The following is a 25,624-nucleotide window of genomic DNA, read 5'->3' as shown; positions in this document are numbered from 1 at the left end:
GTTTGAAGGAGGCTGCTATGAAAAAAAGAAGAATTGGACGTTCGTCTTTACCGCTGTTTTTATGCGCTGTGATGATGCTTTTGTGCCTGGTTCCCCTGGCCGCCTGCGGCGGCCACGATGTGGAGTCCGGCGCGGGCCAGAGCGATTACCCCGTCACCATCAATGAGGTAACCTTGTCCGCGGAGCCGGAAGGGGTTGCCGTCCTGTCGCCCAACCTGGCCGACGTGGTTCTGGCGCTCCGCTATGAGGTGTCCCTTAAGGCGAGGAGTGAAGACTGCACGCAAAGCGACCTCGCCATCCTGCCCACCGTCAGCTTGGAGGACCCGCAGGCCATACGGGACAGCGGCGCCACGCTGGTCTTGACGGAGGAGGCGCCGACGGAGGAACAGAAAAAAGCCGCGGCGGATGCCGGGCTGGCCATTCTGGTGTTGTCCCCCGCGACAAACCGAGAGGATTTAACACGCCTGTACACCCAGGTCGGCAGCGCGTTCAAGGGCGCGGCCACCGGTTACCATCAAGGGGAAAAAATCGCTAAGAATATTCTGATGACCATTGATGATGTACGGCGTGTCATTCCGGAGAGCGACGTTGTCGTCACCGTCTGTTTTTTGCTGGATGACCAAGGCGGCGCCGTTACCGGCGACTGCTTCGCCGGTAAGCTGATTGAGAGCCTGGGCTTTGCCAATGCGGCAAACGACGGCGCCGGCAACCAGGTGGAGCTCTCTGTTATTGCCAACGCCAGCCCCTCCTATTTGTTCTGCCCCACCGGCATGAAGGATACCATCGCCGCCGCTGAGGCTTTCAAAGACCTTGAGGCCGTCCAGCAGGGACGAATTTTCGAAATCGACCCCCATTTGCTGCAGTGGCAGGGCAACAGCATCACCCAGGGAATTACGGAAATTGTCGGCTCCATCTATCCAGAGCTTCTGAGCGAGCCCGGCGTTAGCTCAGCCGCATCGCAGCCGCCGGAATCATCGGGGGCCGCCGCGGCAACGGAATTGAAACCCGGCGACGAAAATGAAACCGTTAAAAACCTACAGCTGCGCTTGCAGGAGCTCGGTTATTTATTTGTCAGCCCGACAGGCCTTTACGGTGAGGGAACAGAACAAAGCGTCAAGGATTTTCAGCTGCTGAACGGCTTGGAGGTCACCGGCATTGCCGACGAACAAACCCTTGAGCTGCTCTATTCCGACGCGGCAAAACCGCGGACAGATTAAAAGGCGCGGCCTTTCTCTTCATGCCTTTTGTCAATCGGCAGCCGGCCCAGCCGTGGCCTGATTTCGTTTGCCTCTCACGCTTTAGCGTCCGATTGGTGCCTGAATCTCCCGATGGCAATAAAATGGATGTGGGCAGAATCACATGCGATTTGAGGGTGAACGTACTCGCTGCGTTCGCCCTTTTGTTTGCTATAGGATCAGATGCGCTTGCGGGCGGTGGGCGATGCTCATTTATCCCGCCTGTTGACAAGGAGCGGACGGCTTTACTGCCCTATGCGGGACAGGGCTATGCCTGAGAAAATATATAAGCGCTGCAGCTGTAATCATAGAAGACGTACAAACCGGCAAAAGCGGGATCCGCATGCGTGAAGGGGGAGATGGAAAATGAATATTGAGCTTGTCGCATTAACAAACGAATATAAGAAGCAGCTGTTTGAAATGTTGGAAGAATGGAAAAAAGATATTGTAGAGAATCACACAAATATGTCCCCGTGGAAAATATGGTTCAATGATTTTCATGATTTTGATTATTATTTAAAGAATCTTGATACAAAGGAAGAGGCTAAAAATGGTTGGGTGCCGGATACGACACTTTTTTGTCTCGATAAAGATAGAAACATTTTTGTAGGTGCTGTGAATATTCGCCATTATTTAAACGATGCGCTGCTAAAAACCGGCGGCCATATAGGCTTCGGGGTTCGTCCAAGCGAAAGAAGAAAAGGCTATGCAACGGCTATGCTTGCATTGGCATTAGATGCGTGTAGAAAGCTTGGGCTCAATAAAGTATTGATATGCTGCAACAAAGAAAATATTGGTTCGGCAAAATCAATACGCCGCAATGGTGGAGTATTGGAAAATGAAGTTGAGGAAGAAGGGCACATTGAACAGCGCTATTGGATTCAATGGTAGCGAAGAATTTCAATTTATTCCCGGCAAGCAACAGTCTTACTTAGTTCTATTAAAATGGCGCCCAACGCAGCAAACCCGGCTTAATGAGGAGAAAAAATAGAAGGCGCTCAAAAAAATATGCGCAAAGCCTTGATTTAAACCCCATACAAGGGCTTATAACAAGATTTCCATCTATCAAATCAATAAAAAGCAAAACGGCGTTGCGGCTTGGGGGCTGCTGCGCCGTTTTTTGGCGGCCCAAGGGCCGAAGCAGAAACGCGCTGCTTCAGACCGCCCTTAAACAGGCCGGGCATTTTAATTTTACCGCGGCCCCGGTTTTTAGGGCGCGGCGGGCAAGACAGCTACCGGCTGCCCTCCAGCGTGATGAGCATAGCGAATACCTCGCCGGAATAAGAGATGCTCAGAGTGGTCCCGCCCCTTTTGAGCATCGTCCCCACGGCTGTTTTATTTTCCGCGGCGGCGGTTTGAGCATACCCCTTTTCCTCCAGCTGCCGGACATATGCGGCGGCCTCGTCCCTGGTTATATTCTTGAGGAACAGCGCGTAGCGCCCGTCCTCTGAACAATCATAGATATAATCCATTTCCCCGCAGACGGGCTTGGTAACCTGCGCGGTGTATTCGTTTTCCGGCCACGCCGTCACATAGGTGGGCTCGGTTCCGGCCAGGTCCCAGGCTGGCGGGGCAGCTTCGGATAGCCCCGCCGCGCCGGAACAGCCGGAAAATATGCACAGCAGCACAAGAACAGCAGTCAGAGGCTTAATAAGATATTTCATGGCGTCACTCTTTCTATAGGTTTTTAGGGGGCCGCACCCCGGCAATGGCGAAACGCCGGCTCTCTGCCCATGCCGTAAACCGCCGTCATTCCCCTGTGTAAAGCGGGTAGCGGTACCGGTCCTGCTCCGTGACAGGCCGCAGCACCCGGCAGGGAACCCCGGCGGCGACCACGTTGGCCGGTATGGGTTTTGTAACCACGCTCCCCGCGCCAATCACGGTATTGTCGCCGATGGACACCCCGGCGAGCACGGTTGTCCCCGCGCCGATCCAGACGCTGTTTCCAACGGTAATCGGTTTGGCGGCCTCCAGCCCCGCGTTGCGCTGCGCAGGGTCAATGGCGTGCTCGGCGGTTGTAAAGCAGCAGTTGGGCGCGATGAAAACATGGTCGCCAAAGACCACGCTTGCCCCGTCCGTAATGATGAGGTTATGGTTTGAATAAAAATGATCGCCTACGGTAATGTGGTAGCCGTAGTCGCACCAGAACGGCGGGGTAATGAAAACGTCCTCCCCCATTTTGCCCAGCAGCGCCGCAAGAATTTCCCGCTGCGCCTCCCGGTCGTTGGGGCTCAGCTGGTTGTAGCGGTGGCATTGATCCTTACAGCGGCTGATTTCCGCTTCAAGCGCAGGGTTATAGCAGGCCTTGAACAAACAGCCAATCGGAATTTTTACTCGGTCCTCCATATTACTCAGCTCCCCAGCTCCGCCTGCCGGCGGGAAATTTCTTTTCCCCTATTATAACGAAGAGCTTCAAAAAAAGGAAGCCCCGGGAAGAAAAATGGGCCGCGCTCCACTTTACCGGGCGTAAACGCTGCCTTTACAAAATTTTGCCGCTTTTGCGGGCAAGCTCAGCGGCAGCCAGGAAGCCGCCCGCACCGGACTGTTGCCGCTTTGGGCCCGGGCCCGGTGTCTCCGGGGGTTTATACAAGCTTAAAACAGCGGACGGAAGTTTAACGGAAATTTTTCGCAAACCCGGTTCGGCTCTTACATTCATTTTGTACGATAAAACCGTAGAATTTGAATAAAAGGAGAAAGTAACCATGAAAAAAGCAAAAGGGCGGCTGAAAAGGGCCGCCGCGGCATTGATGGCAATGCTGATGGTCGGCAGTGCCGCTTACCCGGTGCTTGCCGCCGGGCCGGCAGAGAAGGACGAGCTCAAAATCGCCGTTCTTTCAGACACACATTATCTCTCGCCGGATATGATTAAGGACACCGCCGATTACACGGAGCACCTGAACAGCGACCGGAAAATGTTTACCGAGAGCTCGGCGATTCTGGAACAAATGCTGGAGACTATCCGGGCCGATCAGCCCGATGTGCTGATGATCTCCGGCGACCTGACCAAGGACGGGGAAAAGGAGGGGCATGAAGCGCTCGCGGCGCGGCTGGAGGCCCTGAAGCAAGCCGTTCCTGGCCTTAAGGTTTATGTTGTACCGGGCAACCACGACCTGCGCAACGCCAACGCCATGAACTTTAACACCGAGGACGGCGCCGCGGCGCCTGCCGGGCGCACGGAGCCGGAGGATTTTAAGGAGATTTACAACGAGGTGACCTATGGGGATGAGAGCATCATCGCCGCCTATACCCCGCCGGAGGGAAAGGAAGCGGGCGGCCTCTCCTATGCTGCCCGCCCGGCAGAGGGCTACACGGTGATCGCCATTGATTCGGCCCGTTACAGCGCGGATAATACCGACAGCGGCCTGGACGAGCATGAGACCAGCGGCGCTGTCAGCGCGGACCTGGAAAAATGGATTCTGGAGCAGATCGCTGCCGCTAAATCCCGCGGCGACACGGTTATCGGCCTGCAGCACCACGGCTACATCCCCCACTTCACCATGGAGCCGGAGCTGCTGCCCATGTACCTGGTCAATGACTATGAACGCCTGAGCACGGCGTTTGCCGACGCGGGCATGAGTTATGTTTTTACCGGGCATATGCATGCCAACGATATTGCCGCTATGACCACCGAAGCGGGCAGTACGCTCTATGACATTGAAACCGGCTCGGTCGTCACCTACCCCTCTCCTATGCGTTTTGTGACCATTAGCCGCAGCTATGACGGCGGTATGGTCCAGGAGCAGCTTGCTGTGGAGACAAAGACACACCTCGGCCCCATCACCTTCACCAACCCCGTCACCGGCCGGGAGCAGACCATTGAGGATGTCACCGCCTATGGCCAGCAGCACGGCTTCAGCAACGACATGCTGTCCACCACTGTCAACGGCTTTCTGAATGGCTATTACCGGCAGATTGCTCAGTCCGGCGGCATTAAGGTGGCGCTGGAGGGCCTGCTCAACGACCTGCTCGGCGACAGCCTTCCCATCGGCAATATCACGGTGGAGAAGCTGGTCGACGCCGGTCTGCCGCTTTTACTGCCGGGTGCGGACAGCGGCGAGGCGCTTTATTACGACACCGACGAGGGCGGCATCGTAGTCAAGCAAAAGCTTTCGATCCTCAACCTCAACGTGGTCATTCCGTCTTCCGCGCTCAAGCAGACCCTCAATGTGCTGCTGGAGAAGATCGACAACGAGGTCTTGGCCAACCCGGCGCTGCTGGATGCCGTTGTTGAAAAGCTGGTGTCCGGCCTTACCGCCATTCCTGTAGCAGAGGACAAATCCCTGCTGGATTATGCAAACTACATTTATCAAAGCCACCTGGCTGGCGCGGACAGCGGCGATCAGCCCGAATGGGTGGCTGCCGCCACGAAAAAAATTGAGAACGGCGAGCTGCTGGAGGCGATCCTCCAGGCCGTCATCGCGGACGTGGCGGATGTGGCAAACCAGGCGCTTGCCAACCTGCCGCTGGAGGACGTTCTCGGCGCGACCGCTTGGAACAACACCACGAAGGAGTTTGTTGCCGCCGGCGGCCGTACGCCGCTTGTCCGTCCGCTGGATAAAAGCGGGGAAAACGCACTTTCCATTGCGCTCGGCGTTCTGGGCGCCAAGTGGCCGTCCGACAGCTCAAGCGGCGAGACCATCTACAGCATGCCGGAGGGCTCTAATCCCGAGGTGGGCTACAGTGTAGCGGATTTTCTTAACGCACTAAAAAAATATTTTGAGTTGGACATCGGCGCCCTGCTGGACAGCTTAATTAACGGGACCCCGGCTGACCCGGAGGAGGGCACGGAGGCCACCGAGGGCCTGCTGACAGCTGCCCTCAAGGGCCAGATCAACACCTGGCTGGCTGGTGTAGTGGCTTCTATGGGTGAGGACGCCAACTACCCCGCGGATAACGACACCGTAATTTCCTCCGAATGGCGTCTGTCCGACCGTACCGGGCTGAACGCCGCGATTGCGGAGGCGGAAAAGAAGCTCGGGGACAGCAGCCGCTATACGGATGAAACCGTTGACGTCCTGCGCCGGGAGCTTGAGGCCGCCGCCGGTCTTGCCGGGGATGCGCTGCAGGCGGAGGTGAACCTTGCCCGGGAAAGGCTTGAGTCCGCGATTGCGGGGCTCGCTGAGAAGCCCGGGGATAACGGCAGCATTCCAGACGGCAACGGCGGCGCAAGCAGCACGCCGGATGACAGCAGGCCCGGCGGCGGTGAGCCGAATATCAATGCGCCGCAGACCGGCGAAGGCTTCTCATGGGCCTCTGTGGCGGTGATTCTGAGCGCCGCGGCCGTTGCTGTGCTGACTTTGGCCGCACTGCGCAGAAGAAATGCCGAGGGCCGTTGAAGATAAGCCTGGCCGGCAGGGCATTTTGCTAAGCAAAATATAAATAGTCTCTCATATAAAGCAGGCTCCTGGTGACAACCGGGGGCCTGCTTGCTGCTGAGGGGACGGCGCCTCCCGCTGCGGAAGGGCTTTGATAGAACGCGGCGCTGCTGCGTTCATGCCCGGGTAAAACAATGCCCCGGTATCTCCAGGGCGCATAAATGAGGTTGCACGGCGGGCTTTACCGTACAGGCCGCCGCGACCGCACATAAAAACCGCATCCAGGGGCGGGCCCCGGGATGCGGTTTACGGACAATATAATGGTTTTATGCCGCGTGTTTCCGGCGCGGCAGGCCCGGCTGCAGGTCAGTGGATGGATGCCCCGGCGGGAATATCGTCCACAAAGATAACGCGTACGTCATCCTCCGCGGCATCCGCCGCTAGAATCATGCCCTGGCTCTCGACGCCGCACAACACAGCCGGCTTGAGGTTTGCCACCAGAATGATATGACGGCCGACGAGGTCCTCGGGCTTGTACCATTTTGCAATCCCGGAGGCCACGGTCCGCTCACCCTCGCCGTCATTGAGCGTCAGCTTCAGCAGCTTTTTCGCGCGCTTAATCGGTTCGCAGGCGGTGACCTCGGCGACGCGCAGCTCCACCTTGGCAAAGTCGCCGATGCCGATCTGTGCCAGCCCCTCAACCTTTTGCGGGGAGGCGGGCTTTGCCTCCTGAGCCGCCGGGTTGGGGATCAGCGCGTTGAGCGCCTCGATTTCCTTCTCCACATCGATGCGGGGGAAGAGCGTTTCGCCCTTGCTGATAACGGCGTCGCTGCGCAGGGTGCCCCATTCGCTGCTGGAAGCATAGGTGGTTTCAGCAGCCGTGAGGCCAAGCTGAGCCTGGATTTTTGGGGAGGTTTCGGGCATGAAGGGGGTAATGAGGATGGAGACGATGCGCAGCACCTCGCACAGGTTGTACATCACCGCCGCGAGACGGGCCTTCTTGGCTTCATCCTTGCCCAGCACCCAGGGCATGGTCTCATCAATATATTTATTGCTGCGGGCAATGACCTTCCAAATCTCGGCCAGAGCCGCCGAGAACTGGTAGGAATCAATGGCCCTGTCGCAGCGTTCGCGCAGGGAGGCCGCCAGCCCAATGAGCTCGCTGTCGATGGGATCCGCCTCGTGCCCGGCGGGAATGACGCCGCCGAAGTATTTCTGCACCATGGCGGTGGTGCGCGAGAGCAGGTTGCCTAAGTCGTTCGCCAGGTCGGCGTTGATGCGTGCAATAAGCGCTTCGTTGGTGAAGACGCCGTCCGCCCCAAATGGGATCTCGCGCAGCAGAAAATAGCGGATGGCATCCACGCCGTAGCGCTGGCACAGCACATTGGGGTCCACTACGTTACCCTTGCTCTTGCTCATCTTGGTGCCGTCCCCAAACAGCAGCCAACCGTGCCCGTAGACCTGCTTCGGCAGCGGCAGCTCCAGCGCCATCAGCATGGCAGGCCAGATGATGGTGTGGAAACGCACGATTTCCTTGCCGACAAAATGCACGTCCGCCGGCCAGTATTTGCGGTAATCGGAGTCGTCGTCCGAGCCGTAGCCCATGGCGGTGATATAGTTCGTCAGTGCATCGACCCAGACATAGACCACATGCTTGGGGTCAAAGTCCACCGGGATGCCCCAGGTAAAGCTGGTGCGGGAGACGCATAAGTCGTCGAGCCCCTGCTTAATGAAGTTAATCATCTCGTTTTTGCGGCTTTCGGGCTGAATAAACTCGGGCCTGTCCTCATAGAGCTTGAGCAGCCGGCTGCTGTATTTGGAGAGGCGGAAGAAATAGGCCTCTTCCTCGGCACGCTTGACCTCGCGCCCGCAGTCCGGGCATTTCCCATCCTTGAGCTGGGTCTCTGTCCAGAAGGACTCGCACGGCGTACAGTACCAGCCCTCATATTTGCCCTTGTAGATGTCGCCGCGGTCATAAAGCGCGCGGAAAATCTGCTGCACGGCCTTGACATGGTAGCCGTCCGTCGTGCGGATAAAGCGGTCGTTGCTGATATTCATCAGCTTCCATAGGTCCTGAAAGCCCGCCACAATTTTATCAACATATTCCTTCGGCGTGACGCCGGCCTCCTTGGCCTTGAGCTCAATCTTTTGGCCGTGTTCATCGGTGCCGGTCAGGAACATGACGTCGTACCCCTGCATTCGCTTGTACCGGGCAATGGCGTCGCTCGCCACAGTGCAGTAGGTGTGCCCGATGTGTGCGTTGCCCGATGGATAGTAAATCGGGGTTGTGATGTAAAAGGTTTTCCGTTCCATGTTCATCCTCGCCTTCTCTTTTCTTCTTTTTTACACCCAAGCGCTTGGGCGTAAGGGGGGAACTTTACTTATTATATCAGCCGCGGCCTTTTTTTTCAACTGAAACAGCATTCTTTTGTGGAAAACCCGGGCGGCCTTCCCGGTGTTGGCTCTGGGCTGCAAAAAAGCGCCGCAAGCCGTGCGGCAACGCTTGAAATCATGTGAAAGCCCATAAAAAGGCGCTCTTCTGGGCGCCTTTTTATGGACCGAGGCTGAGGAAGCCGGCGCGCGGGTCATTTTTCATAGCCGCCGATCCGGAGCTGCCGGTGGTGGCGTTCAAGAAGCTCGGCCCGGCGGCGCAGCTCCTCCGCGGAGTGGATAAAACTGTTTTGCCCGTGCAGCTCCAGCTGCGCGGGCACTGGCAGAGATAAAAAGTAAGCCCGGCTACTGCGGCTGTTTTCAAGCAGTGCATGCAGATGTTCATATTGCAACGGTATCACCCCCGCCGGTAGTGTGCGGCGTATAAGGAAAAATATTCGGGGTGTGCCGGGCGGGCTGTGTGAAAAAGGGCCCGCGGGGCTTGTAATTTTTTTGTAAAGAGATTAAAATAGTAGCGTTTGGACCGGGTGGTTTTTCCCTCAACAGCGGCCCCCGGGACCGGTAAGCCGTTACGACAACGTATGAAGAAGGGGTTGGGTTGAGCTATCGTGAAACGATCCTATGAAATTGACATGTGCAACGGGCCACTGCTGGGGAAAATCTTACTCTTTTCTGTTCCATTGATGCTGTCCGGTATTTTGCAGCTGCTCTTCAATGCGGCGGACATTGTGGTGGTGGGCCAATTTACCGGCAGCGACGCACTGGCGGCGGTGGGGTCGACCGGTTCATTGAACAATCTTATCATCAATGTGTTTATGGGCCTTTCCATCGGCACCAGCATCATGGTGGCCCGGTACTACGGCGCTCAGGATTGGAAAAATGTACACGAGGTAGTGCACACCTCCATGCTGCTCAGCGCCGTTTGCGGCGTTGTTCTGATTTTTATCGGCGTTATTCTGGCGGCGCCGCTGCTGGAGCTGATGGGCACGCCGGAGGATGTGCTGGACCAAGCGGTGCTGTACATGCGCATCATCTTCGTCGGTATGCCTGCGCTGATGATTTATAATTTCGGCGCGGCGATTCTGCGTGCGGTGGGGGACACCCAGCGCCCGCTGATTTTTTTGCTGATTGCCGGCGTTATTAATGTAGTTCTCAATTTATTTTTTGTCATTGTCTTTCATATGGGGGTTGCGGGTGTGGCGCTGGCAACGATTATTTCTCAGTGTGTTTCCGCCGCGCTGGTGGTCGTCTGCCTGGTTCGCAGCAACGGGGCCTACCAGCTGCACCTGAAGCAGCTCTGTGTGAAAAAGGATAAGCTGCTTCAGATTGTTCAGGTAGGCCTGCCCGCCGGGATTCAGGGCGCTGTCTTTTCGGTTTCCAACGTCCTGATTCAATCCTCCATCAATTCCTTTGGTTCGGTTGCGATGGCCGGCAATACCGCCGCGGGTAATATTGAGGGCTTCGTCTATACCTCTATGAACGCCCTGTACCAGGCCTCGCTGAGCTTTACCAGCCAGAATGTGGGGGCGAAGAAGCTGAACCGCGTGGTACCGGTGCTGGTCCGCTGCTTGGGGGCCGTGGTAGTGGTGGGCGCCGCCCTGAGCAGCCTGGCCATCCTGCTGAGCCGTCAGCTGCTCGGTATTTATTCCTCCGACCCGGCGGTCATTCAATATGGCGTGGGCCGCTTGGAGGTGGTCTGTGCCACATATTTTCTCTGCGGCATGATGGATGTTGCCTGCGGCTCCATGCGCGGCCTGGGCTCATCCATCATCCCAACGGTTGTTTCTCTGGCAGGCGCCTGCGGGCTGCGGATTTTGTGGATATTCACCATCTTCGCTGTAGACCGCACGCTGTACTGCCTGTACCTTTCCTACCCCATTACATGGATAATTACTTTTGTCTGTCACCTGACATGCTTCCTGATTTTCCTGTACGTTAAGAAAAGGCGGGAGGCCGCACAGCCGCAGTAGGATCAGGGCTTGACCTGTATTCAGGCGGAAATAGAACAGGAGGCCTGACCGGCCGGTGGGTTTAAAGGATTCCCGGCCGCCGGTGTTGACGCTAAAAATAAAACAGGATTATTTATATTTTTGTTATGAATTGACAATTAGGCGCCTTCCGTTTATACTGGACATAGTGGAGAGGTCTTCCCCTTAAATGAGGGAAAATCCGCTGTCTTCCGGGCCTGCCGCCGGCAGAGCGGGGACCGGGAAAGATTTTGGAAGGAGTTGAGCGCAATGACATCGATTGACCCGTTGCTGCTGCTGGACAATACCTCGATGATGTCTGTCATGAACAAGGGGGTGTTCCGCTGTACGGATGTAACCTTTGAGGAGGCCAAGGCGATTATGGAGGTTCATCAGCAGGAGGATATCCTGCAGTGCTTCTCAAACCTCGACTTGGAGGATGTAATCTATGATTATCTCCGGATTGAAAAGCGGGAATTTACACACAAACGGGTGCGCGATATGCGCGTGGGGCAGGATGGACTGGTGTTCAAGCTGTATACCACAAAGTCGGAGACACAGCCGGTTATTGTAACGGACAAGGGAAATGAAGCGAAAAAAATCCAGAACGTCTATGTGTATTGCCAGCTGGTGTCGAGAATCGAGTAGCTACATAGTTATAAACCAGCAGCCGGGCCCGAAATATGGGCCCGGCTGCTTTTGCTGCAAATAATTTTTCAGGCCGCGGAGGGGCGGCCCGGAAAAGCGGAGGATGCGCCCCGGAGCGCGCTACTCGACAAAGCCGATGCCGTCCTCAAGGGCCCGGAGCATCTCCTGCTTCCGCTCGGCAGAGATATTCTGCCGGGTTGTCCATTCCTCGCCGTAAACCGGGCGGGTTTTCATTTGCTCCTTCTGTTTTTCCAGGTAGGCCGCTGTGGCGCACAGTACCCTGGCGGGGTTTCCGGCGGCGACGGAGCCGTCGGGCAGGTCCCTTGTCACTACGCTGCCGGCGCCGACAATGCAGTTGCTGCCGATGCGAATGTTGGGCAGAAGAATTGCGCCTGCGCCGATAAAGGTGTTGCAGCCAATGGTTACGCGGCCGATCCTGGCATAATTCAGCGCCCTTTTCATGCTGGCATCGTGCGCCAGAATGTGGACGCGGGGCGCCAGCGTCACATTGTCCCCAATCTCAATCAGCCAGCAGTGAGAGACGTCGAGAATGCATTCCTGGCCCATGCTGAAATTTTTGCCCACACGCAGTCCGGCTGCCCGCAGCCTATCCAGGTCGGGCTCCCCGCGCAGCCGCATAATAAATTTTCTGATTGGATTTTTCATGGCAGGTTCCCCCTCCATTCCTTTGCATTTTTTATATTGGGCTTCCGGCTGTTCGCAGAACTGCCGGCGCCTGTATTTTTATTGTAAATCAAAATCAGCAGGATGTAAAGAAAGGGGGCCTCCGCTCCGTGCGGGTACTTTGGGGCGGCATACGGAGGCAGCCGGGGAAGAAGGCCGGGACTAAACGCCAAAAAACAACGGAATCTGAAATTCCGCACGGATTTTCATTTCCAACTCCGGCAAAAGATGGTACAATAGTCGGGAGTAAACGTTCCCGCCGTGCTTCTTTACCGGGCAGCGGGGATAAGAGGAGGCGCTTTCTGCTTTTGTCCACGAAAATCATCCTTATCCGCCACTGCGAGTCCGCCGGAAATACCGGCGGGACCTTTCAGGGGCAAACCGACTGTGATATTAGCGAGACCGGCCGGAAACAGCTGGACCTGCTGGCGCTGCGCTGCCGCAACCTGCATTTTGACGCCATTGTCTCCAGCCCGCTGCTGCGCGCCTACCGGACCGCCGAGGCGGTAAACCGTTACCGGGGGCTTGAAATTCAAACCGACGCCAGGCTTGAGGAGATCGGCGGCGGCGCCTATGAAAACACCCCCTGGAGCGAGCTGCCGGCGCGTTTTCCCGAGGAGACGCGGCGGTGGTATGAGGACCCCGGTTCGTTCCAGGCTCCCGGCGGCGAGAGCATGAGGCAGGTGTACGACCGGGTGTGGGCGGCGCTGCTGGAGCTTGTGCGCCGGTACCCGGGCGGGACGGTGTGCGTGACCTCGCACGGCTGTGCCATCCGCAACATGCTGTGCCACGCGCTGGGCTATCCGCTGGCGCGCATCGGCGAGGTGCCCTGGTGCAACAACACGTCCCTGACCAGCCTGGTCTTTACAGAGGACGGGCAGGTGCGGGTGGAGTTTATGAACGACTATTCCCACCTGACCCCGGAGACCTCCAATTTTTCCAAGCAGAAATGGTGGAGCAGCCCGCCGGCTGAGCCTGGCGGAGAAGTAAAAGAGGAAGGAAGCGGGCTATGATTATAATGGCAGTGGATCTGGGAAAGGCCCGGACGGGCTTGGCTGTGTGCGACCCGTCGGAGTTTCTTGCCTCCCCGGTGGGGACGGCGCCGTCCTACCGGCAGGAGGAGCTGCTGGAGAAAATCTGCGCCGAAGCGGCGGCGCGCGGCGTAGAGGCCTTTGTGGTCGGCCTGCCCCGCAACATGGACGGCAGTGAGGGCGAGAGCGCCGCTGCCGCGCGCGGCTTTGCCGAAGCGCTCAGCCGGCGCAGCGGCCTGTCCGCCGCGCTGTGGGATGAACGGCTGACCACGGTTTCAGCCCACAATGCTTTAAACCAGACCGATACCCGGGGAAAAAAGCGTAAGGCAGTAGTGGATACCGTCGCCGCTACGATGATTTTACAAAATTACCTTGATTACCGGCGCAACCACCCTGAGCAGCTGTAGCAGGGGAAGCGGGGGAAGGAGGAGCAAAATGGCATTTTCGGCGGGGACGCTGGATTTTTTATTTGAGAACCGGCTGAACAACAGCCGGGCATGGTTTGAGGCGCACAAGGAGGATTACCGCAGGCTGGTGCTGGCGCCCCTGCAGGAGCTGGTGCGCGCCCTGACGCCGTGCGTGTTGGAGATTGACGGCGAGTTTGCCACCGAGCCGCGGGTGGACCGCACCATCTGCCGCATCCGGCGCGACACGCGGTTTTCTCACGATAAATCGCTTTACCGGGACAATATGTGGATCATTTTTAAGCGCGGGCGCATGCACGGCACCGAGATGCCGGGGCTGTATTTTGAAATTAGTGAGCGGGGCTTTGAGTACGGCTGCGGCTACTATGCCGCCTCCGCTTCTTATATGAGCGCCTACCGCTCGCTGATTCTTGCGGGCGACGCGGCTTTTGAGCGGGCCCGGCGCGCGTTTGAGCATCAGAAGGTCTATGCGTTGACCGGCGGCTGCTACAAGCGCCCGCATTACCCGGATCAGCCGGAGCAGCTGCGCGCCTGGCTGGAACGGCGGCAGATCTGCTTTACCGCACAGAGCGCGGATTTTCCCCTGCTGTTTTCACAGGGGCTGGCGGACAAGCTGGCAGAGGACTTCCGGCTGCTTGCCCCCATCTATCGGTTTTTGCTGCGCGCCGCGCAGGTTGAGCGTCAGCATCAGGCCCGCACGCCGTGAGCGATTGGCCCGGCGGCATTTTTCGAGCTATAATGGATAAAAGGGATGGGAAAACATGAAATATACGCTGATTTACGACCCCACCGCGCCGTTTGACGGCGTACGGCCCTCCGAAGCCGATCTGGCGCGGCTGTCGGAGCAGTTTAATCTGATGTCCTTTACCGGGCCGCTGCCGGCGGAAACTACGGTGCTGGTGAACCTGCATGGAAAATATTTTCCAAAGGAATGGTGGAAGGAGCTGTCGGACGGGCTGAAGCGGGGAATGGGCTACCTCTCTTTCTCGGCGGAGGCGCCGCTTTCCCGCCCGGTTTACCGGAGCGGCGGGGAATGGTATGCCGAACGCCCGCAGACAGCCTACCATAAAAGGCTGATGATCCAAAACAGCATCCCCATCGAACGGGCCCGGCAGGAGCAGCTCCGCTGCAACGCGGATTTTCCGGTGCTGGCCGGCAGCCTGCAGGCCTTTGAGCTCACCGATACCCAGGGGCTGATTGTACAATTCACCAGTGCGGATGACCACCCGGGCGCCTGCGGTTCCTCCGGGCCGATTGACGGCGATATTGTCCCGTTAATCCAGGCTGTCGGGGCGAACGGGGCCCCGGTAGCCGCCTGTGTGGAGATGATCGAATGCTTCCGCGGCCCGATGGCGGGCGCCCGCCATATCCTGATCAACCAAAATCCGTCCGAAGCCTTCTGGAGCCACGGCGGCGCGGAGATCCTCGGGCGGCTGGCGGATCTGAGCGCCGCCGGCGCCGTCCGTTTCTACCCGCAGCCCGGCTACGCGCTCTATTACCCGCAGGAGGCCCCCACGCTGAAGCTGGCCTATGAAAGCCTGCGGGGCGCGCGGGATGCCCGGCTCAGCTTGGCGGTGCAAAAGGACGGCAGGACGCTCTGGGCTCAGGAACAGGCGCTGCGGCTGGAGCCGGAGATCGGCTATGAGCAGCTGGTTCTGCCCTTTGCCGTGGAGGCGGGCTTTTACCGTGTGGAGGCGGCGCTCACCGTGGAGGGCGAGCCTGCCCGGCGGTACCGCCAGGGCTTTTGGGGCTATGATGCCGGTTTGCTGGCCAGCGCCGGCACGGTTAGCTGCGGCCGGGATTACTTCCTCAAGGACGGGAAGGCGCTGCCGGTGGTGGGCATGACTTATATGCAGTCGGACCTGCACCGCAAGTTCCTCTTCCTGCCCAACCCCTGCCGCTGGGACGAGGATTTCGCGGAGATGAAGCGCGCGGGCATCAATATGGTGCGCACCGGGGTATGGACGGCTTACCGCCAGGTGATGTTTATCGACGGGCACCCGGACGAGGGCGTCATGCGCGCCTTCCAAGCCATGGTCCACACCGCCTGCAGGCATGACATGCCGCTGGTGTTTTGCTTTTTTGCCTTTACCCCGGAGCAGTGGGAGGGCGTCAACTGTTACCTGGACCCCGACAGCCTGCGCGCGCAGAAGCGCTACATCGCCGCTTTTCTGGACAGGGCGGAGAACTGCGGGCTGGTGTCCTGGGATCTGATCAACGAGCCATCGGTCTGCAACCCGCAGCGGCTGTGGTCCTCCCGCCCCAACGGCGATGCCTTTGAGCTGGCGGCCTGGCGGGCTTACCTGCGCCGGGTACATGGCACAGCCGAACGGCTGCAGGAGCGCTGGAATGTGAGCGCGGATGCCTGCCCGGATTTTGAGTCGGCCCCGCTGCCCGAGGAGGGCTGCTTTAACGACGACCCCACCTATGCGCAAGCGGTCAACGGCTTTCCGGCCTTTGATTACCACCTGTTTACCATGCAGGTGATGAATGGCTGGATTCGGGAAATGTCTGATTTTATCCGCCAAAAGGGAAACACCCAGCTGGTCACGGTGGGGCAGGATGAAAGCCTGCCGGGCAAAAAGCCGCACCCGCTGCTGTTTAGCTGCTGTACGGACTATGTTTGCAACCACTCCTGGTGGCTCATGGATGGCATCTACCAGGACGGTGTATTCGCCAAGCCTGCGGGACAGCCGGCGCTGATTCAGGAGACGGGCATTATGTATGTGGCAAACGCCGACGGGCGGGCCCGCCGCAGCTTTCATGAGACGCGCAATATCCTGGAGCGCAAGTACGGCCTGGCCTTTGGCGCGGGCTGTGCCGGCGCCGTCCACTGGCTGTGGAATACAAACTGCCAGATGGATAACCTCAACGAGGCGCACATCGGCGCGCTCCTGGCCGACGGCAGCCAGAAGGCGGAGGCGGATGTAAGCTATGATTACGGGCGCTTCATGCGGGCCTGCGCGCCCTATATGGGGGATCTGCGGCCGGAAAGGGTCGCGGTTGTATTGCCGTTCTCCAACCTGTTTTCCGTGCGCAACTGCGCCGAACAGATTCTTGTCACGGTGTCGCGGGTACTGGGCTATGAGCTGAAGGTGCCGTTTCAGGCTGTCAGCGAATATGAGCTGAGTGCCGGCATGGACTACGACGTGGTGATTGTTCCCTCTCCGCGGATTCTAACAGACAGCTGCTTCGCCGCGCTTTCGGCACTCGCGGAGAAAGGAGCGGCCATCGTGTTGACCGGCGCTTACTGCCAGGATGAATATTTTACGACCAAAACGGAACGGTTGGGCAGGCTCAGCAGCACGGCGGAGATTCTGCCGGCGCAGCGGGAGGAAAAGCTGGAGCTGGACGGCGCCGTCTATTTTGCCAGCTACAGCGGAGATTCCCTTGCGTTTGTCGATAAGGCTGCGCCGGACGGGGGCGGCAATGCGGTCGTGCGGGTTCCCAGCGGCAAGGGCCAGTGGATCTGGTGCAGTCTGCCCCTGGAGCTGAACGGCAACCACACGCTGCTGCGGGCGTTTTACAGCTATGCGCTCGGCTGCGCCGGCTATGTGAGCGACATCGAACCGGAGGCGTTCGAGCCGGGCGTGCTGCTCCGCAAGCTGAAATTTTCCGCAACGGGCGCCAGCCTGTTCGTGGCGGTCTCTGAAAACGGTGTGGACACGGATATTGGATTTACCGACCGTGAGACTGGAAGGGCCTACCGCTTTGCCGTGGAGGCCGGGCGCGCGGCATTGTTCCTATGTGACGCGGGCGGCGCGGTTCTGCACGCCTACCGGGATTTAAACATAGAATCCTGATTAGGCGGCTCGCTTTATAGATTTAAAAATCCGTATTGTATTATTCTGATAAATAATACAATACGGATTTTTATCTTGCGCTGTTGTGCCTTGACGCATGTTTCCGGCTTTTCCAGCGTTATTTTTCTGCCCTGGGGCTGCTTTTGATCCGGTTTTCCACCAGGCGGTGCGCCAGGGTGAGGATGTTCTCGTTTGCGTGGGATTTGTCGAACGCCACGCAGGAGTCGCGCATGGCGAGCAGCTTCTGGCGGTCCTCCAGCAGGGTGCGGATCGCCTCGGCGCAGTGCTTGCCCGAATCCAGTGGCACAGCCATGTTATGGGAGATGAGAAAATCCGCGTTGTCCTCCTCCTGCCCGGGAATCGCGTCAAACACCGCCAGGGGGATGTTGCAGGCCAGGGCCTCTGAAACCGTAAGGCCGCCGGGCTTGGTAATCAGCAGGTCGCAGGCGCGCATATAATTTTCCACCTCATTGGTGTAATAGACAAGCTTGACGGGCTTGGGGCTGCGGGGAATCATGGCCTCAAAGTCCGCATACAGCTTTTTATTTTTGCCTGTAATGATGATGATCTGAAAGGGAGTAGGGAGCTCGATCAGGCTTTGGTAGATTTTTTTAATGTTGTTGACGCCGAAACTGCCCGCCATAATCAAAACGGCGGAAAGCCCGGGGGTTAATTCCAGCTTTTTCAGCAGCTCCTCCTTGTCGGCGCTGGTAAAAAAGACGCCGTTGACCGGAATGCCGAACGGGTAAATTTGATCTCTGGCGACGCCGAGCGCCTCCATGCGCGTCACCATTTCCTCATTGGCCACCACATAGGCGTCCACCTTTTTGGCGATCCAGGTGCGGTGGGGGCCGTAGTCGGTCATCAGGCAGATGAGCGGGATGTCGATTTTGCCCCGCTCCTTGAGCTTTGAGACCATCTCGGTGGTAAAGGGGTAGGTGGAGAGGATGAGATCCGGGTTTTTCTCCCGGATAAGCGGCAGAAGCCGTTGGCTGATAAGATGGTTAAAGCCGTCCACCAGCCAATAGAGCGGGTTTTCCTCATTGGTGGCGCGGTAGAGCTGGCCGAATATTTTCGGCGTCTTTGTGGCGAGGAAATGGTAACCGCCGCAGCAGGTCTTGTCCAGCACAACGTTGATGGCCTTGAGGGCATCGACAACCTCGGCGGTGTCGCCGGGGCTGTGCGCGGCAATGTAGGACTGTATGGCGTAGGAGGCCCGCAGATGGCCGCCACCCGCGGCAGCCGACAGGATTAAGATCTTCATCGTTTCAGGTTCCACCTTTCACGGCGAGGCCGCCGTTTATACAGGTTTTAGCAGGCCCATATGCAGGGGCTTGCCTTGTATGGGTTTATTTATTCTTATTATATATGATTTTTCCGTCAAAAGCCATCGGATTCCGTCCGCGGCTAAAAAGTTTTCTGCTGCGGCCCGGTGTGGGCGTAAAATTGCCCTGAATTTTATGAAGATGTTATAAAGCTGTAACTTTACTTTTTAGGCAAAATGGACTATGATTAACATAGCTCAAAATGATTATTATTTTGGGGAATTATCTTAGCCCGGGGGCCTGCGTTCAGCGGCCTTTCGGTTGATTTTTTGGAGGAAGCCCATGGCCAAGAATAAAAATTACAGCCAGAATCTGGCGGATACACAGCAGGATATCTATTCAAATTCATCGGAACCGCCGGTAAAAAACGGCGGCCCCAATAAGAAAATATACATTGGCATCGGTATTGCGTGTACCGTTTTAATTGCCGCCGTTGTGGTTGCGGTGATCTTTTTGCTCTCCGGAAGCCAGGGGGAGCAGGCCGGTGTACCGTCTATGACGAGCTCAAGCGTTTCCTCTGAGCTGGAGGCCCTGAACACCAACACCTTTTATGACGGCATTCTGATTGGCGGCGTCGATGTGGGCGGCATGACGAAGGAGGAGGCCAGAAAGGCCCTGGAGGAAAAGCTGCCGCAGGCGGACAAGGATTATGATGCTGAGTTGACCTACGGGGAAAAATCCTGGCATATTACAAAAGAAAACCTCACCTTCACCTCTAATTTGGACGGGGTGCTTGAGGAGGCGTTCGAGTACGGCCGCAAGGGGACGGATGAGGAGCGCTTGGAGCAGGTGAGGGCGCTGGAGAAAAAACCGAAGGATTTTGAGGTGAAAACCGAGCTGGACGAGGCCAGCATCGATGCGGCGCTTGAGCCCATCTGCGCTGAGATCAACCGTGAGCCGGAGGACGCCACCATCTCCGCTTTCAACAGCAGTACCGGGAAATTCAGCTTTAAAGAGGGCGTCAAGGGCGTGCAGGTCGATGAGGAAAAGCTGAAACAGGACGTGCGCGCCGTGCTGCTTGACAGCGAGGACGGGACCGGTACGGTGGCAATAACGACAAAGGAAATTGACTTCAATATTAATTCCAGCGACCTGGAGGGGAACATCCAGAAGCTGGGCAGCTACAGCACGGTTTCCACCAACACCGTGGACGGCACCTACAACATGACCAAGGCGCTGCTTTCCATCAACGGCACCTGCGTGAAGGCCGGCGAGACCTTCTCCTTCCTGGGGACGGCGGGCCCGTGCGGCAAGGCCCAGGGCTACCGCCCGGCGGGCGCAATTGTCGGCGGGCGGATGTCACAGGCCTACGGCGGCGGTATCTGCCAGGCGTCCACTACCATTTACGGCGCTGCGCTGCGCTCAAATGTGCAGATTGTCCAGCGCTCCAACCATTCCATCCAGTCCACCTATTGCCCCATTGGGCAGGATGCCGCGGTCAACTACCCCTATCAGGACCTGAAATTTAAAAATACAAGCAAGTACCCGCTTTATATTGTCACCAGCGTAAACGGCCGTACCCTGACGGCTACCTTCTATGGATACCAGTCCCCGGACTATGACCGCATTGAGGTGACCTCACAGCGCACGGAGGTCATCGCAGCCAAGGAAGGCATCACCTATGTGGAGGACAGTACGCTCGCCAAGGGTGAAATTCGCAAAACGGCGGCCCGTGCCGGCGCCCGTGCGACGGCACAGCGGGTTTATTACAAAAACGGAAAGGTCGTTAAAACAGAGGCGTTGACGAGCTCGTACTATCCGCCGGCCACGGCCTTCTGGGCCTATGGGCCGGGAACGGATATTGACAGCGCCGGCAGTTCGCCCGCCAGCTCTGCAAAGCCGTCGCCCAGCTCGTCCGCCGCGCCGAAACCCCCGGTGGTGGAGCCGTCCTCCGCCCCCTCCTCTTCAAATCCGTCTTCTTCCGAGCCGTCCTCCTCTGCGGCGCCGGACTCCTCCCAGCCCTCGGCTGCACCGGAGCAGGGTGAGCGGGAGGAGTAGCAGGCCCCCGGCATAATACGGAAATAAAAGGAAAGCCTGATGTAAAAGTCAGGCTTTCTTCCGGCGTTGCGGGCAGAGCGGAAAATGCACGGCAGGGGCTGGAAATTTTTAGATTTCCCTCAAATTCAAGTGATTCTTTATTAAAAGTGTGCTACAATAGAATGGTAACCGGCGAAGAAAACAGGAGGAGCCCTTCGCAGGCGGGGCGTTCCGGCGCCCTTTGAGCCGCCCGGCTTTTGCAGAAAAGAGGAAGTGATGTTTATGGAGAAAGCACCGAAGATCAGCGTGATTATGCCCGTTTACAACGTGGAGGAGTTTCTGGTTGCCTGTATGGAGTCGCTCGTCAACCAGACGTTTCGGGATTATGAGATTATCGCTGTGGACGATGGGTCCACCGATGCCTCCGCTGAAATTTTGGATTCCTACGCGCGGCAATATGATTTTATCCGCGTAATTCACAAGAAAAACGAGGGGCAGGCAAAGGCGCGGAACCTGGCGATTCAGCAGGCGCGCGGCGAGTACCTTTCCTTTATAGACAGCGACGATTTTGTCAAGCCCGAGTTTTTGGAGAAGCTGTACCGCGCCTGCGAGGAAACCGGCGCGGACATTGCTTATTGCTACTACTATTTCAGGGGCAGCAAAAACGGCCTGCTCTTCAAGTACCCGTTCCGCTGCCGTACGGGTGTGCTTTCTACAGAGGCCGCCATGAAAAAAATCCTGCGCGACACGCAGCTTCAAAGCCTGCCCTGGAATAAGCTGATCCGCAAGCGCCTGTTTACGGATTATGAGGTGGAGTTCCCAACCATGTGCTTTGAGGACCTCGCAATTATGAACGCCGTGTTCGCCCATGCAAACCGGGTGGCGATGATCAATGAGGCGCTGTATTTTTACAACATGCGCGAGACCAGCACCCTGGGAACCATGGACGCAAAAAAAATCAGCGATTATATCCGCGCGGTGGGCATCACGCGCCTGTTTTTAGAGAATAACCAGCTTTACCGGCAGTACCGGCGCAGCTTTGGCGGCCTGGTCCGCAAGACCTGCCTGTGGTGCTGGATGTACGTAGCCGGCCTTCATTGGAAAGAAAAGAACCTGCGCGGGCTGGCCCGTAATATGCGGCAGGTGACGCACGCGCTGCGCATCTGCGATGCACAGGATTTTACGGTGGAGGACATCGCCCGGCTTTACGAGGTGGTGGAAGCCCCCTGCCGGCTGCAAAAAAATTATATTATCTGACATGCAGAAGGACAGGGCAGGCAAATCAGCCGATATCTGGTTTGCCTGCTTACTTGATGCCGGCGGGCCGGGCCCCAGCCGCGCATCCGGTGTTGAATATCAGGGCTGAGGGCTCCCCCCGCAGCCGGTAAAGGAGCGGAATTTTCATGGCATATCATAATGACGGTTTCGTCCGGGTAGGCGCCGCTACGCCGCGCATCAAGGTGGCGGACTGTGAGGCCAACCGGGAGTCGGTGCGGCGCCTGATGGAAGAGGCCGCCGGGGCGGGCGTCCAGGCAATGGTGTTCCCGGAGCTTTGCTTGACCGGGTACACCTGCGGGGACCTCTTTCAAAGCGGAACGCTGCTGGCGGGCGCGGAGCAGGCGCTGCGCCGGTTGCTTCAGGAGACCGAGGGGCTGAACCTGGTTGCCGCCGTGGGCCTTCCCGTGGCGGTGGGCGGCGAGCTCTACAACTGTGCCGCTGTTTTGTGCAGGGGCCGCCTGCTGGGCCTGGCTGCAAAGTCCAACATCCCCAACTACGGGGAGTTTTACGAGGCGCGCCATTTTTCTGCCGCGCCTGGTTACCTGGAGGTCTGCTTTGCCGGGCAGCGGGCGCCGCTTGGCAACAGCTTGCTGTTCCGCTGTGAAGAAATGCCCGAGCTGGTGCTGGGCGTGGAGATCTGCGAGGACCTGTGGGTGCCCTGCCCGCCGGATGTGCGGCTGACGGCAGGGGGCGCGACCCTGATGCTCAACCTCTCCGCAAGCGACGAGATTGCCGGCAAGGCAGAGTACCGCCGCGGCCTGGTGCAGGGGCAGTCCGCGCGGACGCTGTGCGCCTATGCCTATGCGGATGCGGGCGAGGGTGAGTCCAGCACGGACCTGGTCTTCGCCGGGCACAATGTGATTGCGGAAAACGGCGCCCTGCTGGCGGAGTCACAGCCGTTCGGGACAGGCCTTATCACGGCGGATGCCGACCTTGAGCGCATGCTGGCGGAGCGCCGCCGCACCACTACCTGGCGCAACGCCCGTGCCCCGGAGCCCTTTGGGCCGACGCATGAGGTCGTGTTCTCTATGCCGGTCGAGAGGCTGGAGCTTCGGCGGAAGATTGAGCCGCTGGCGTTTGTTCCGCGCGATGCGCAGCATCTGGAGGCCCGCTGTGAGACAATCTTGAATTTGCAGGCCGCGGGCCTGCGCACCCGGCTGGCTCATACCGGCGCGAAAAACGCGGTGGTCGGGGTGTCCGGGGGCCTGGATTCTACGCTGGCCCTGCTGGTAACGGCGCGCGCGTTCGACGCGCTGGGCCTTTCAAGGGCGGGAATCCTGGCGGTGTCCATGCCGGGCTTCGGCACAACCATGCGCACAAAGTCCAACGCCCAGCGCCTTGCCGGGCTTTTAGATGCGCAGTTCAGAGAGACGCCCATCGGCGCGTCGGTTCTGCAGCATTTCAGGGACATCGGCCAGGACCCGGAGAACCACGACGTCACCTATGAAAACGCCCAGGCGCGGGAGCGGACCCAGGTGCTGATGGACCTGGCAAACCAAAACGGCGGGCTGGTCATCGGCACCGGCGATCTTTCCGAGCTGGCGCTGGGCTGGGCGACGTATAACGGCGACCACATGAGTATGTATGCCGTCAATGCGTCCATCCCCAAGACCCTGGTGCGGCACCTGGTGGCCCACGCTGCCCGCCGGGCCCGGCAGGACGGCGCGGCCGGCGGCGAAGAGCTCGGCGCCGTGCTGGAGGATATTCTAAACACACCGGTCAGCCCGGAGCTGCTGCCGCCGGAGGAGGGGGAGATCGCCCAGCGCACCGAGGACATTGTGGGCCCTTACGAGCTGCACGATTTCTTCCTCTACTATGTGCTGCGCTTCGGTTTCGGGCCCGGGAAAATCTATCGCATGGCCTGCCGCGCATTTGCAGGAGCCTACAGCGGCGAAACCGTGCGGCATTGGCTGAATATTTTCTTCCGCCGCTTTTTTGCCCAGCAGTTTAAGCGCTCCTGCCTGCCGGACGGCCCCAAGGTGGGCAGCGTGACGCTCTCCCCGCGCGGCGACTGGCGGATGCCGAGCGATGCCAGCGCGGCACTGTGGCTGGCGGAGCTGGAGACGCTGTGAGGGCGCTTCCCGGCTGGCCGGCTCCCTGACGGATCCAATCGATTAAATACATGCTTTAAAGGAGAATTCCACATGAACAATGGCAACGCGGCCGTGCTCTGCGCGGCGGGAATGGATGAGATCCCCTCTCTTTACGAAAACCTGCGCCAGCAGTTTCCGCCCGAGGAGCTTTACCCGGAGGAAATTCTGCGCAGCCTGATTGATAAGGGACGCTATCAGATTTTTCTTTATAAACGTGCATCGGATAACGCGCTGATCGGCTATGCGCTGATGTTCTACCCACAGGACGGCATCACCGTGTGGCTGGACTACATTGCAATATTGGAGGAGTACAAGGGCATGGGCTATGGCGGCAGCCTGTTTCAGGCGCTGTGCAGGCGCTTCGGCGATGCCTCGCTGGGCATGCTGTTCTCGGTTGAATACATCTGCGAGGAGGATGCCGCCCTGGCGGAAAAGCAGCGCCGCCGCCTGGGCTTTTACAAAAAGATGGGGGCCGTGCCGCTGCGGGCAGATTTTCAGCTGCCGACCGACGGCGGCGCGCTGCCCATGTACTTATTTTATAAGCCCTTTAAGCGGAACCGCATCACCCGCGACATCCAGCTGCGGACGGTGGCTGAGATGTATGAGTATTGCTTTTCGTACCTGCCGCATCGCCGCAAGCTGCTGGAGGATTCTCAGGAAAGCTATGTCGATGAGGTGATTGAGGACGCCCAGGACGGACAGGCCGGCTGAGAGCGCCCGCCGGACACAGGCCCGGCCTGCGAGTCCGCGATGATCCGCCCGTCCTGGATGCGGACGGTGCGCCTGGCGGTGGAGGCGATGCCGTTGTCGTGTGTAATGAGAATGACGGTTCGGCCCTCCCGGTTCAGAGCATGCAGGATCTCCATCACGGCCTCGCCGGAATGAGAGTCGAGGTTGCCGGTGGGCTCGTCCGCCAAAATCATAGGCGGGTGCGCGGCAATGGCCCGCGCAATGGCGACCCGCTGCTGCTGTCCGCCGCTCATCTGCGTGGGCTTGTGGTGGAGGCGCCCGCCGAGGCCGACCTGCTCCAGGGCGTCGAGCGCCAGCTGCCTGCGCTCCTTTTTCTCCATCCCGCGGTAGACGAGGGGCAGCTCTACGTTTTCCAGGGCGCTGAGGCCGCTGACAAGGTTGAAGCCCTGAAAGATAAACCCCACCGTTTGGTTGCGTATGTGGGAGAGCTGGCGCTGGCCCATGGCGGCGACATCCTTTCCGCCGAGCAGGTAATCGCCCGCGGTGGGCAGGTCCAGACAGCCGAGGATATTCATCAGGGTCGATTTGCCGGAGCCGCTCTGCCCGACAATGGCGAGAAATTCGCCCTCCTGCACCGTCATGGAAACACCGTCCAGCGCGTGGACCGCGTTTTCTCCCCGGTTGTAAATTTTATAAATATCCCTTAATACAATAAACGGCATGGCACGTACATCTCCCTTTTGACGCATGATGGTTGGCTTG

At 58.4% G+C, this 25,624-nt stretch carries 20 protein-coding genes; 13 read left to right on the top strand and 7 right to left on the bottom strand.

The annotated features are described in order from the left end of the window. Positions 1–17: 17 nt before the first annotated feature. Both DPQ25_RS09630 and DPQ25_RS09625 read left to right on the top strand, forming a co-directional pair. The gene (locus DPQ25_RS09630) at positions 18–1,217 is read left to right on the top strand and encodes a peptidoglycan-binding protein (protein ID WP_112332970.1); all 1,200 of its coding nucleotides are present in this window, start codon (positions 18–20) and stop codon (positions 1,215–1,217) included. Positions 1,218–1,601: 384 nt separating this feature from the next. After that, entirely contained in the window at positions 1,602–2,126 is a 525-nt protein-coding gene (locus DPQ25_RS09625) for a GNAT family N-acetyltransferase (protein ID WP_112332969.1), read from the top strand. 341 nt (positions 2,127–2,467) lie between these two features. Here DPQ25_RS09625 and DPQ25_RS09620 read toward each other — a convergent pair whose 3' ends face one another. Both DPQ25_RS09620 and DPQ25_RS09615 read right to left on the bottom strand, forming a co-directional pair. Further along, the gene (locus tag DPQ25_RS09620) at positions 2,468–2,899 is read right to left on the bottom strand and encodes a hypothetical protein (RefSeq protein WP_112332968.1); all 432 of its coding nucleotides are present in this window, start codon (positions 2,897–2,899) and stop codon (positions 2,468–2,470) included. Positions 2,900–2,984: 85 nt separating this feature from the next. Further along, entirely contained in the window at positions 2,985–3,581 is a 597-nt protein-coding gene (locus tag DPQ25_RS09615) for a sugar O-acetyltransferase (protein WP_112332967.1), read from the bottom strand. Between the two features lie 356 nt (positions 3,582–3,937). On the opposite strand from DPQ25_RS09615, the gene DPQ25_RS09605 reads away from it, so the two are divergent. Then, positions 3,938–6,571, top strand: coding sequence for a metallophosphoesterase family protein (locus DPQ25_RS09605; protein ID WP_112332965.1), 2,634 nt, complete (start codon positions 3,938–3,940; stop codon positions 6,569–6,571). A 345-nt stretch (positions 6,572–6,916) separates the two neighbouring features. Here the strand turns inward: DPQ25_RS09605 and metG are convergent, their stop codons facing one another. Together metG and DPQ25_RS09590 are read right to left on the bottom strand one after the other, a co-directional pair. After that, complete coding sequence (gene metG / locus DPQ25_RS09600; protein ID WP_112333058.1) at positions 6,917–8,863, bottom strand: methionine--tRNA ligase; 1,947 nt, start codon at positions 8,861–8,863, stop codon at positions 6,917–6,919. Positions 8,864–9,135: 272 nt separating this feature from the next. Next, the gene (locus tag DPQ25_RS09590; protein WP_112332963.1) at positions 9,136–9,333 is read right to left on the bottom strand and encodes a hypothetical protein; all 198 of its coding nucleotides are present in this window, start codon (positions 9,331–9,333) and stop codon (positions 9,136–9,138) included. Positions 9,334–9,573: 240 nt separating this feature from the next. On the opposite strand from DPQ25_RS09590, the gene DPQ25_RS09585 reads away from it, so the two are divergent. Together DPQ25_RS09585 and DPQ25_RS09580 are read left to right on the top strand one after the other, a co-directional pair. Continuing rightward, positions 9,574–10,911, top strand: coding sequence for an MATE family efflux transporter (locus DPQ25_RS09585; RefSeq protein ID WP_216083984.1), 1,338 nt, complete (start codon positions 9,574–9,576; stop codon positions 10,909–10,911). 267 nt (positions 10,912–11,178) lie between these two features. After that, entirely contained in the window at positions 11,179–11,556 is a 378-nt protein-coding gene (locus DPQ25_RS09580) for a hypothetical protein (protein WP_112332961.1), read from the top strand. Between the two features lie 120 nt (positions 11,557–11,676). Here the strand turns inward: DPQ25_RS09580 and DPQ25_RS09575 are convergent, their stop codons facing one another. After that, entirely contained in the window at positions 11,677–12,222 is a 546-nt protein-coding gene (locus DPQ25_RS09575; RefSeq protein WP_112332960.1) for an acyltransferase, read from the bottom strand. Between the two features lie 326 nt (positions 12,223–12,548). Between DPQ25_RS09575 and DPQ25_RS09565 the strand changes: the two genes are divergently transcribed. The 4 genes from DPQ25_RS09565 to DPQ25_RS09550 are packed head-to-tail and all read left to right on the top strand — an operon-like array spanning position 12,549 to position 17,499. Continuing rightward, positions 12,549–13,253, top strand: a complete 705-nt coding sequence (locus DPQ25_RS09565; protein WP_112332958.1) for a histidine phosphatase family protein — start codon at positions 12,549–12,551, stop codon at positions 13,251–13,253. Then, the gene (gene ruvX, locus DPQ25_RS09560) at positions 13,250–13,678 is read left to right on the top strand and encodes a Holliday junction resolvase RuvX (protein WP_112332957.1); all 429 of its coding nucleotides are present in this window, start codon (positions 13,250–13,252) and stop codon (positions 13,676–13,678) included. The genes DPQ25_RS09565 and ruvX overlap by 4 nt, the downstream gene beginning before the upstream one ends. Before the next feature lie 28 nt (positions 13,679–13,706). After that, positions 13,707–14,402, top strand: coding sequence for a DUF2461 domain-containing protein (locus tag DPQ25_RS09555; protein WP_112332956.1), 696 nt, complete (start codon positions 13,707–13,709; stop codon positions 14,400–14,402). Positions 14,403–14,457: 55 nt separating this feature from the next. Then, positions 14,458–17,499 carry an alpha-amylase family protein gene (locus DPQ25_RS09550; protein WP_112332955.1) on the top strand — a complete coding sequence of 1,014 codons (3,042 nt, stop codon included), beginning with the start codon at positions 14,458–14,460 and terminating at the stop codon, positions 17,497–17,499. 118 nt (positions 17,500–17,617) lie between these two features. Here DPQ25_RS09550 and DPQ25_RS09545 read toward each other — a convergent pair whose 3' ends face one another. Next, complete coding sequence (locus tag DPQ25_RS09545) at positions 17,618–18,763, bottom strand: MGDG synthase family glycosyltransferase (protein ID WP_112332954.1); 1,146 nt, start codon at positions 18,761–18,763, stop codon at positions 17,618–17,620. 343 nt (positions 18,764–19,106) lie between these two features. Here DPQ25_RS09545 and DPQ25_RS09540 point away from each other — a divergent pair, with 343 nt between their 5' ends. The 4 genes from DPQ25_RS09540 to DPQ25_RS09525 all read left to right on the top strand — a co-directional run bounded on the left by DPQ25_RS09540 (position 19,107) and on the right by DPQ25_RS09525 (position 24,883). Beyond that, the gene (locus tag DPQ25_RS09540) at positions 19,107–20,822 is read left to right on the top strand and encodes a VanW family protein (RefSeq protein WP_112332953.1); all 1,716 of its coding nucleotides are present in this window, start codon (positions 19,107–19,109) and stop codon (positions 20,820–20,822) included. Positions 20,823–21,083: 261 nt separating this feature from the next. Continuing rightward, positions 21,084–22,058 carry a glycosyltransferase family 2 protein gene (locus DPQ25_RS09535; RefSeq protein ID WP_177576971.1) on the top strand — a complete coding sequence of 325 codons (975 nt, stop codon included), beginning with the start codon at positions 21,084–21,086 and terminating at the stop codon, positions 22,056–22,058. Positions 22,059–22,204: 146 nt separating this feature from the next. After that, positions 22,205–24,151, top strand: a complete 1,947-nt coding sequence (locus DPQ25_RS09530) for an NAD(+) synthase (protein WP_112332951.1) — start codon at positions 22,205–22,207, stop codon at positions 24,149–24,151. 72 nt (positions 24,152–24,223) lie between these two features. Continuing rightward, on the top strand, positions 24,224–24,883 hold the full coding sequence (locus DPQ25_RS09525) for a GNAT family N-acetyltransferase (RefSeq protein ID WP_112332950.1): 660 nt from the start codon (positions 24,224–24,226) through the stop codon (positions 24,881–24,883). Here the strand turns inward: DPQ25_RS09525 and DPQ25_RS09520 are convergent. Beyond that, on the bottom strand, positions 24,835–25,584 hold the full coding sequence (locus DPQ25_RS09520) for an ABC transporter ATP-binding protein (RefSeq protein WP_112332949.1): 750 nt from the start codon (positions 25,582–25,584) through the stop codon (positions 24,835–24,837). The genes DPQ25_RS09525 and DPQ25_RS09520 overlap by 49 nt on opposite strands. Positions 25,585–25,624 lie beyond the last annotated feature (40 nt).

The organism is Hydrogeniiclostridium mannosilyticum, from assembly GCF_003268275.1.
GTDB lineage: Bacteria > Bacillota > Clostridia > Oscillospirales > Acutalibacteraceae > Hydrogeniiclostridium > Hydrogeniiclostridium mannosilyticum.
This window is presented reverse-complemented; position numbering and strand designations above follow the sequence as displayed.

Coding starts and splice junctions, on each gene's coding strand:
- DPQ25_RS09620 (WP_112332968.1), bottom strand. CDS start 2,899: ATGAAATATCTTATTAAGCCTCTGACTGCTGTTCTTGTGCTGCTGTGC.
- DPQ25_RS09520 (WP_112332949.1), bottom strand. CDS start 25,584: ATGCCGTTTATTGTATTAAGGGATATTTATAAAATTTACAACCGGGGA.
- DPQ25_RS09575 (WP_112332960.1), bottom strand. CDS start 12,222: ATGAAAAATCCAATCAGAAAATTTATTATGCGGCTGCGCGGGGAGCCC.
- DPQ25_RS09625 (WP_112332969.1), top strand. CDS start 1,602: ATGAATATTGAGCTTGTCGCATTAACAAACGAATATAAGAAGCAGCTG.
- DPQ25_RS09580 (WP_112332961.1), top strand. CDS start 11,179: ATGACATCGATTGACCCGTTGCTGCTGCTGGACAATACCTCGATGATG.
- DPQ25_RS09555 (WP_112332956.1), top strand. CDS start 13,707: ATGGCATTTTCGGCGGGGACGCTGGATTTTTTATTTGAGAACCGGCTG.
- DPQ25_RS09530 (WP_112332951.1), top strand. CDS start 22,205: ATGGCATATCATAATGACGGTTTCGTCCGGGTAGGCGCCGCTACGCCG.
- DPQ25_RS09545 (WP_112332954.1), bottom strand. CDS start 18,763: ATGAAGATCTTAATCCTGTCGGCTGCCGCGGGTGGCGGCCATCTGCGG.
- DPQ25_RS09615 (WP_112332967.1), bottom strand. CDS start 3,581: ATGGAGGACCGAGTAAAAATTCCGATTGGCTGTTTGTTCAAGGCCTGC.
- DPQ25_RS09550 (WP_112332955.1), top strand. CDS start 14,458: ATGAAATATACGCTGATTTACGACCCCACCGCGCCGTTTGACGGCGTA.
- DPQ25_RS09630 (WP_112332970.1), top strand. CDS start 18: ATGAAAAAAAGAAGAATTGGACGTTCGTCTTTACCGCTGTTTTTATGC.
- ruvX (WP_112332957.1), top strand. CDS start 13,250: ATGATTATAATGGCAGTGGATCTGGGAAAGGCCCGGACGGGCTTGGCT.
- DPQ25_RS09535 (WP_177576971.1), top strand. CDS start 21,084: ATGGAGAAAGCACCGAAGATCAGCGTGATTATGCCCGTTTACAACGTG.
- metG (WP_112333058.1), bottom strand. CDS start 8,863: ATGGAACGGAAAACCTTTTACATCACAACCCCGATTTACTATCCATCG.
- DPQ25_RS09605 (WP_112332965.1), top strand. CDS start 3,938: ATGAAAAAAGCAAAAGGGCGGCTGAAAAGGGCCGCCGCGGCATTGATG.
- DPQ25_RS09585 (WP_216083984.1), top strand. CDS start 9,574: ATGTGCAACGGGCCACTGCTGGGGAAAATCTTACTCTTTTCTGTTCCA.
- DPQ25_RS09525 (WP_112332950.1), top strand. CDS start 24,224: ATGAACAATGGCAACGCGGCCGTGCTCTGCGCGGCGGGAATGGATGAG.
- DPQ25_RS09540 (WP_112332953.1), top strand. CDS start 19,107: ATGGCCAAGAATAAAAATTACAGCCAGAATCTGGCGGATACACAGCAG.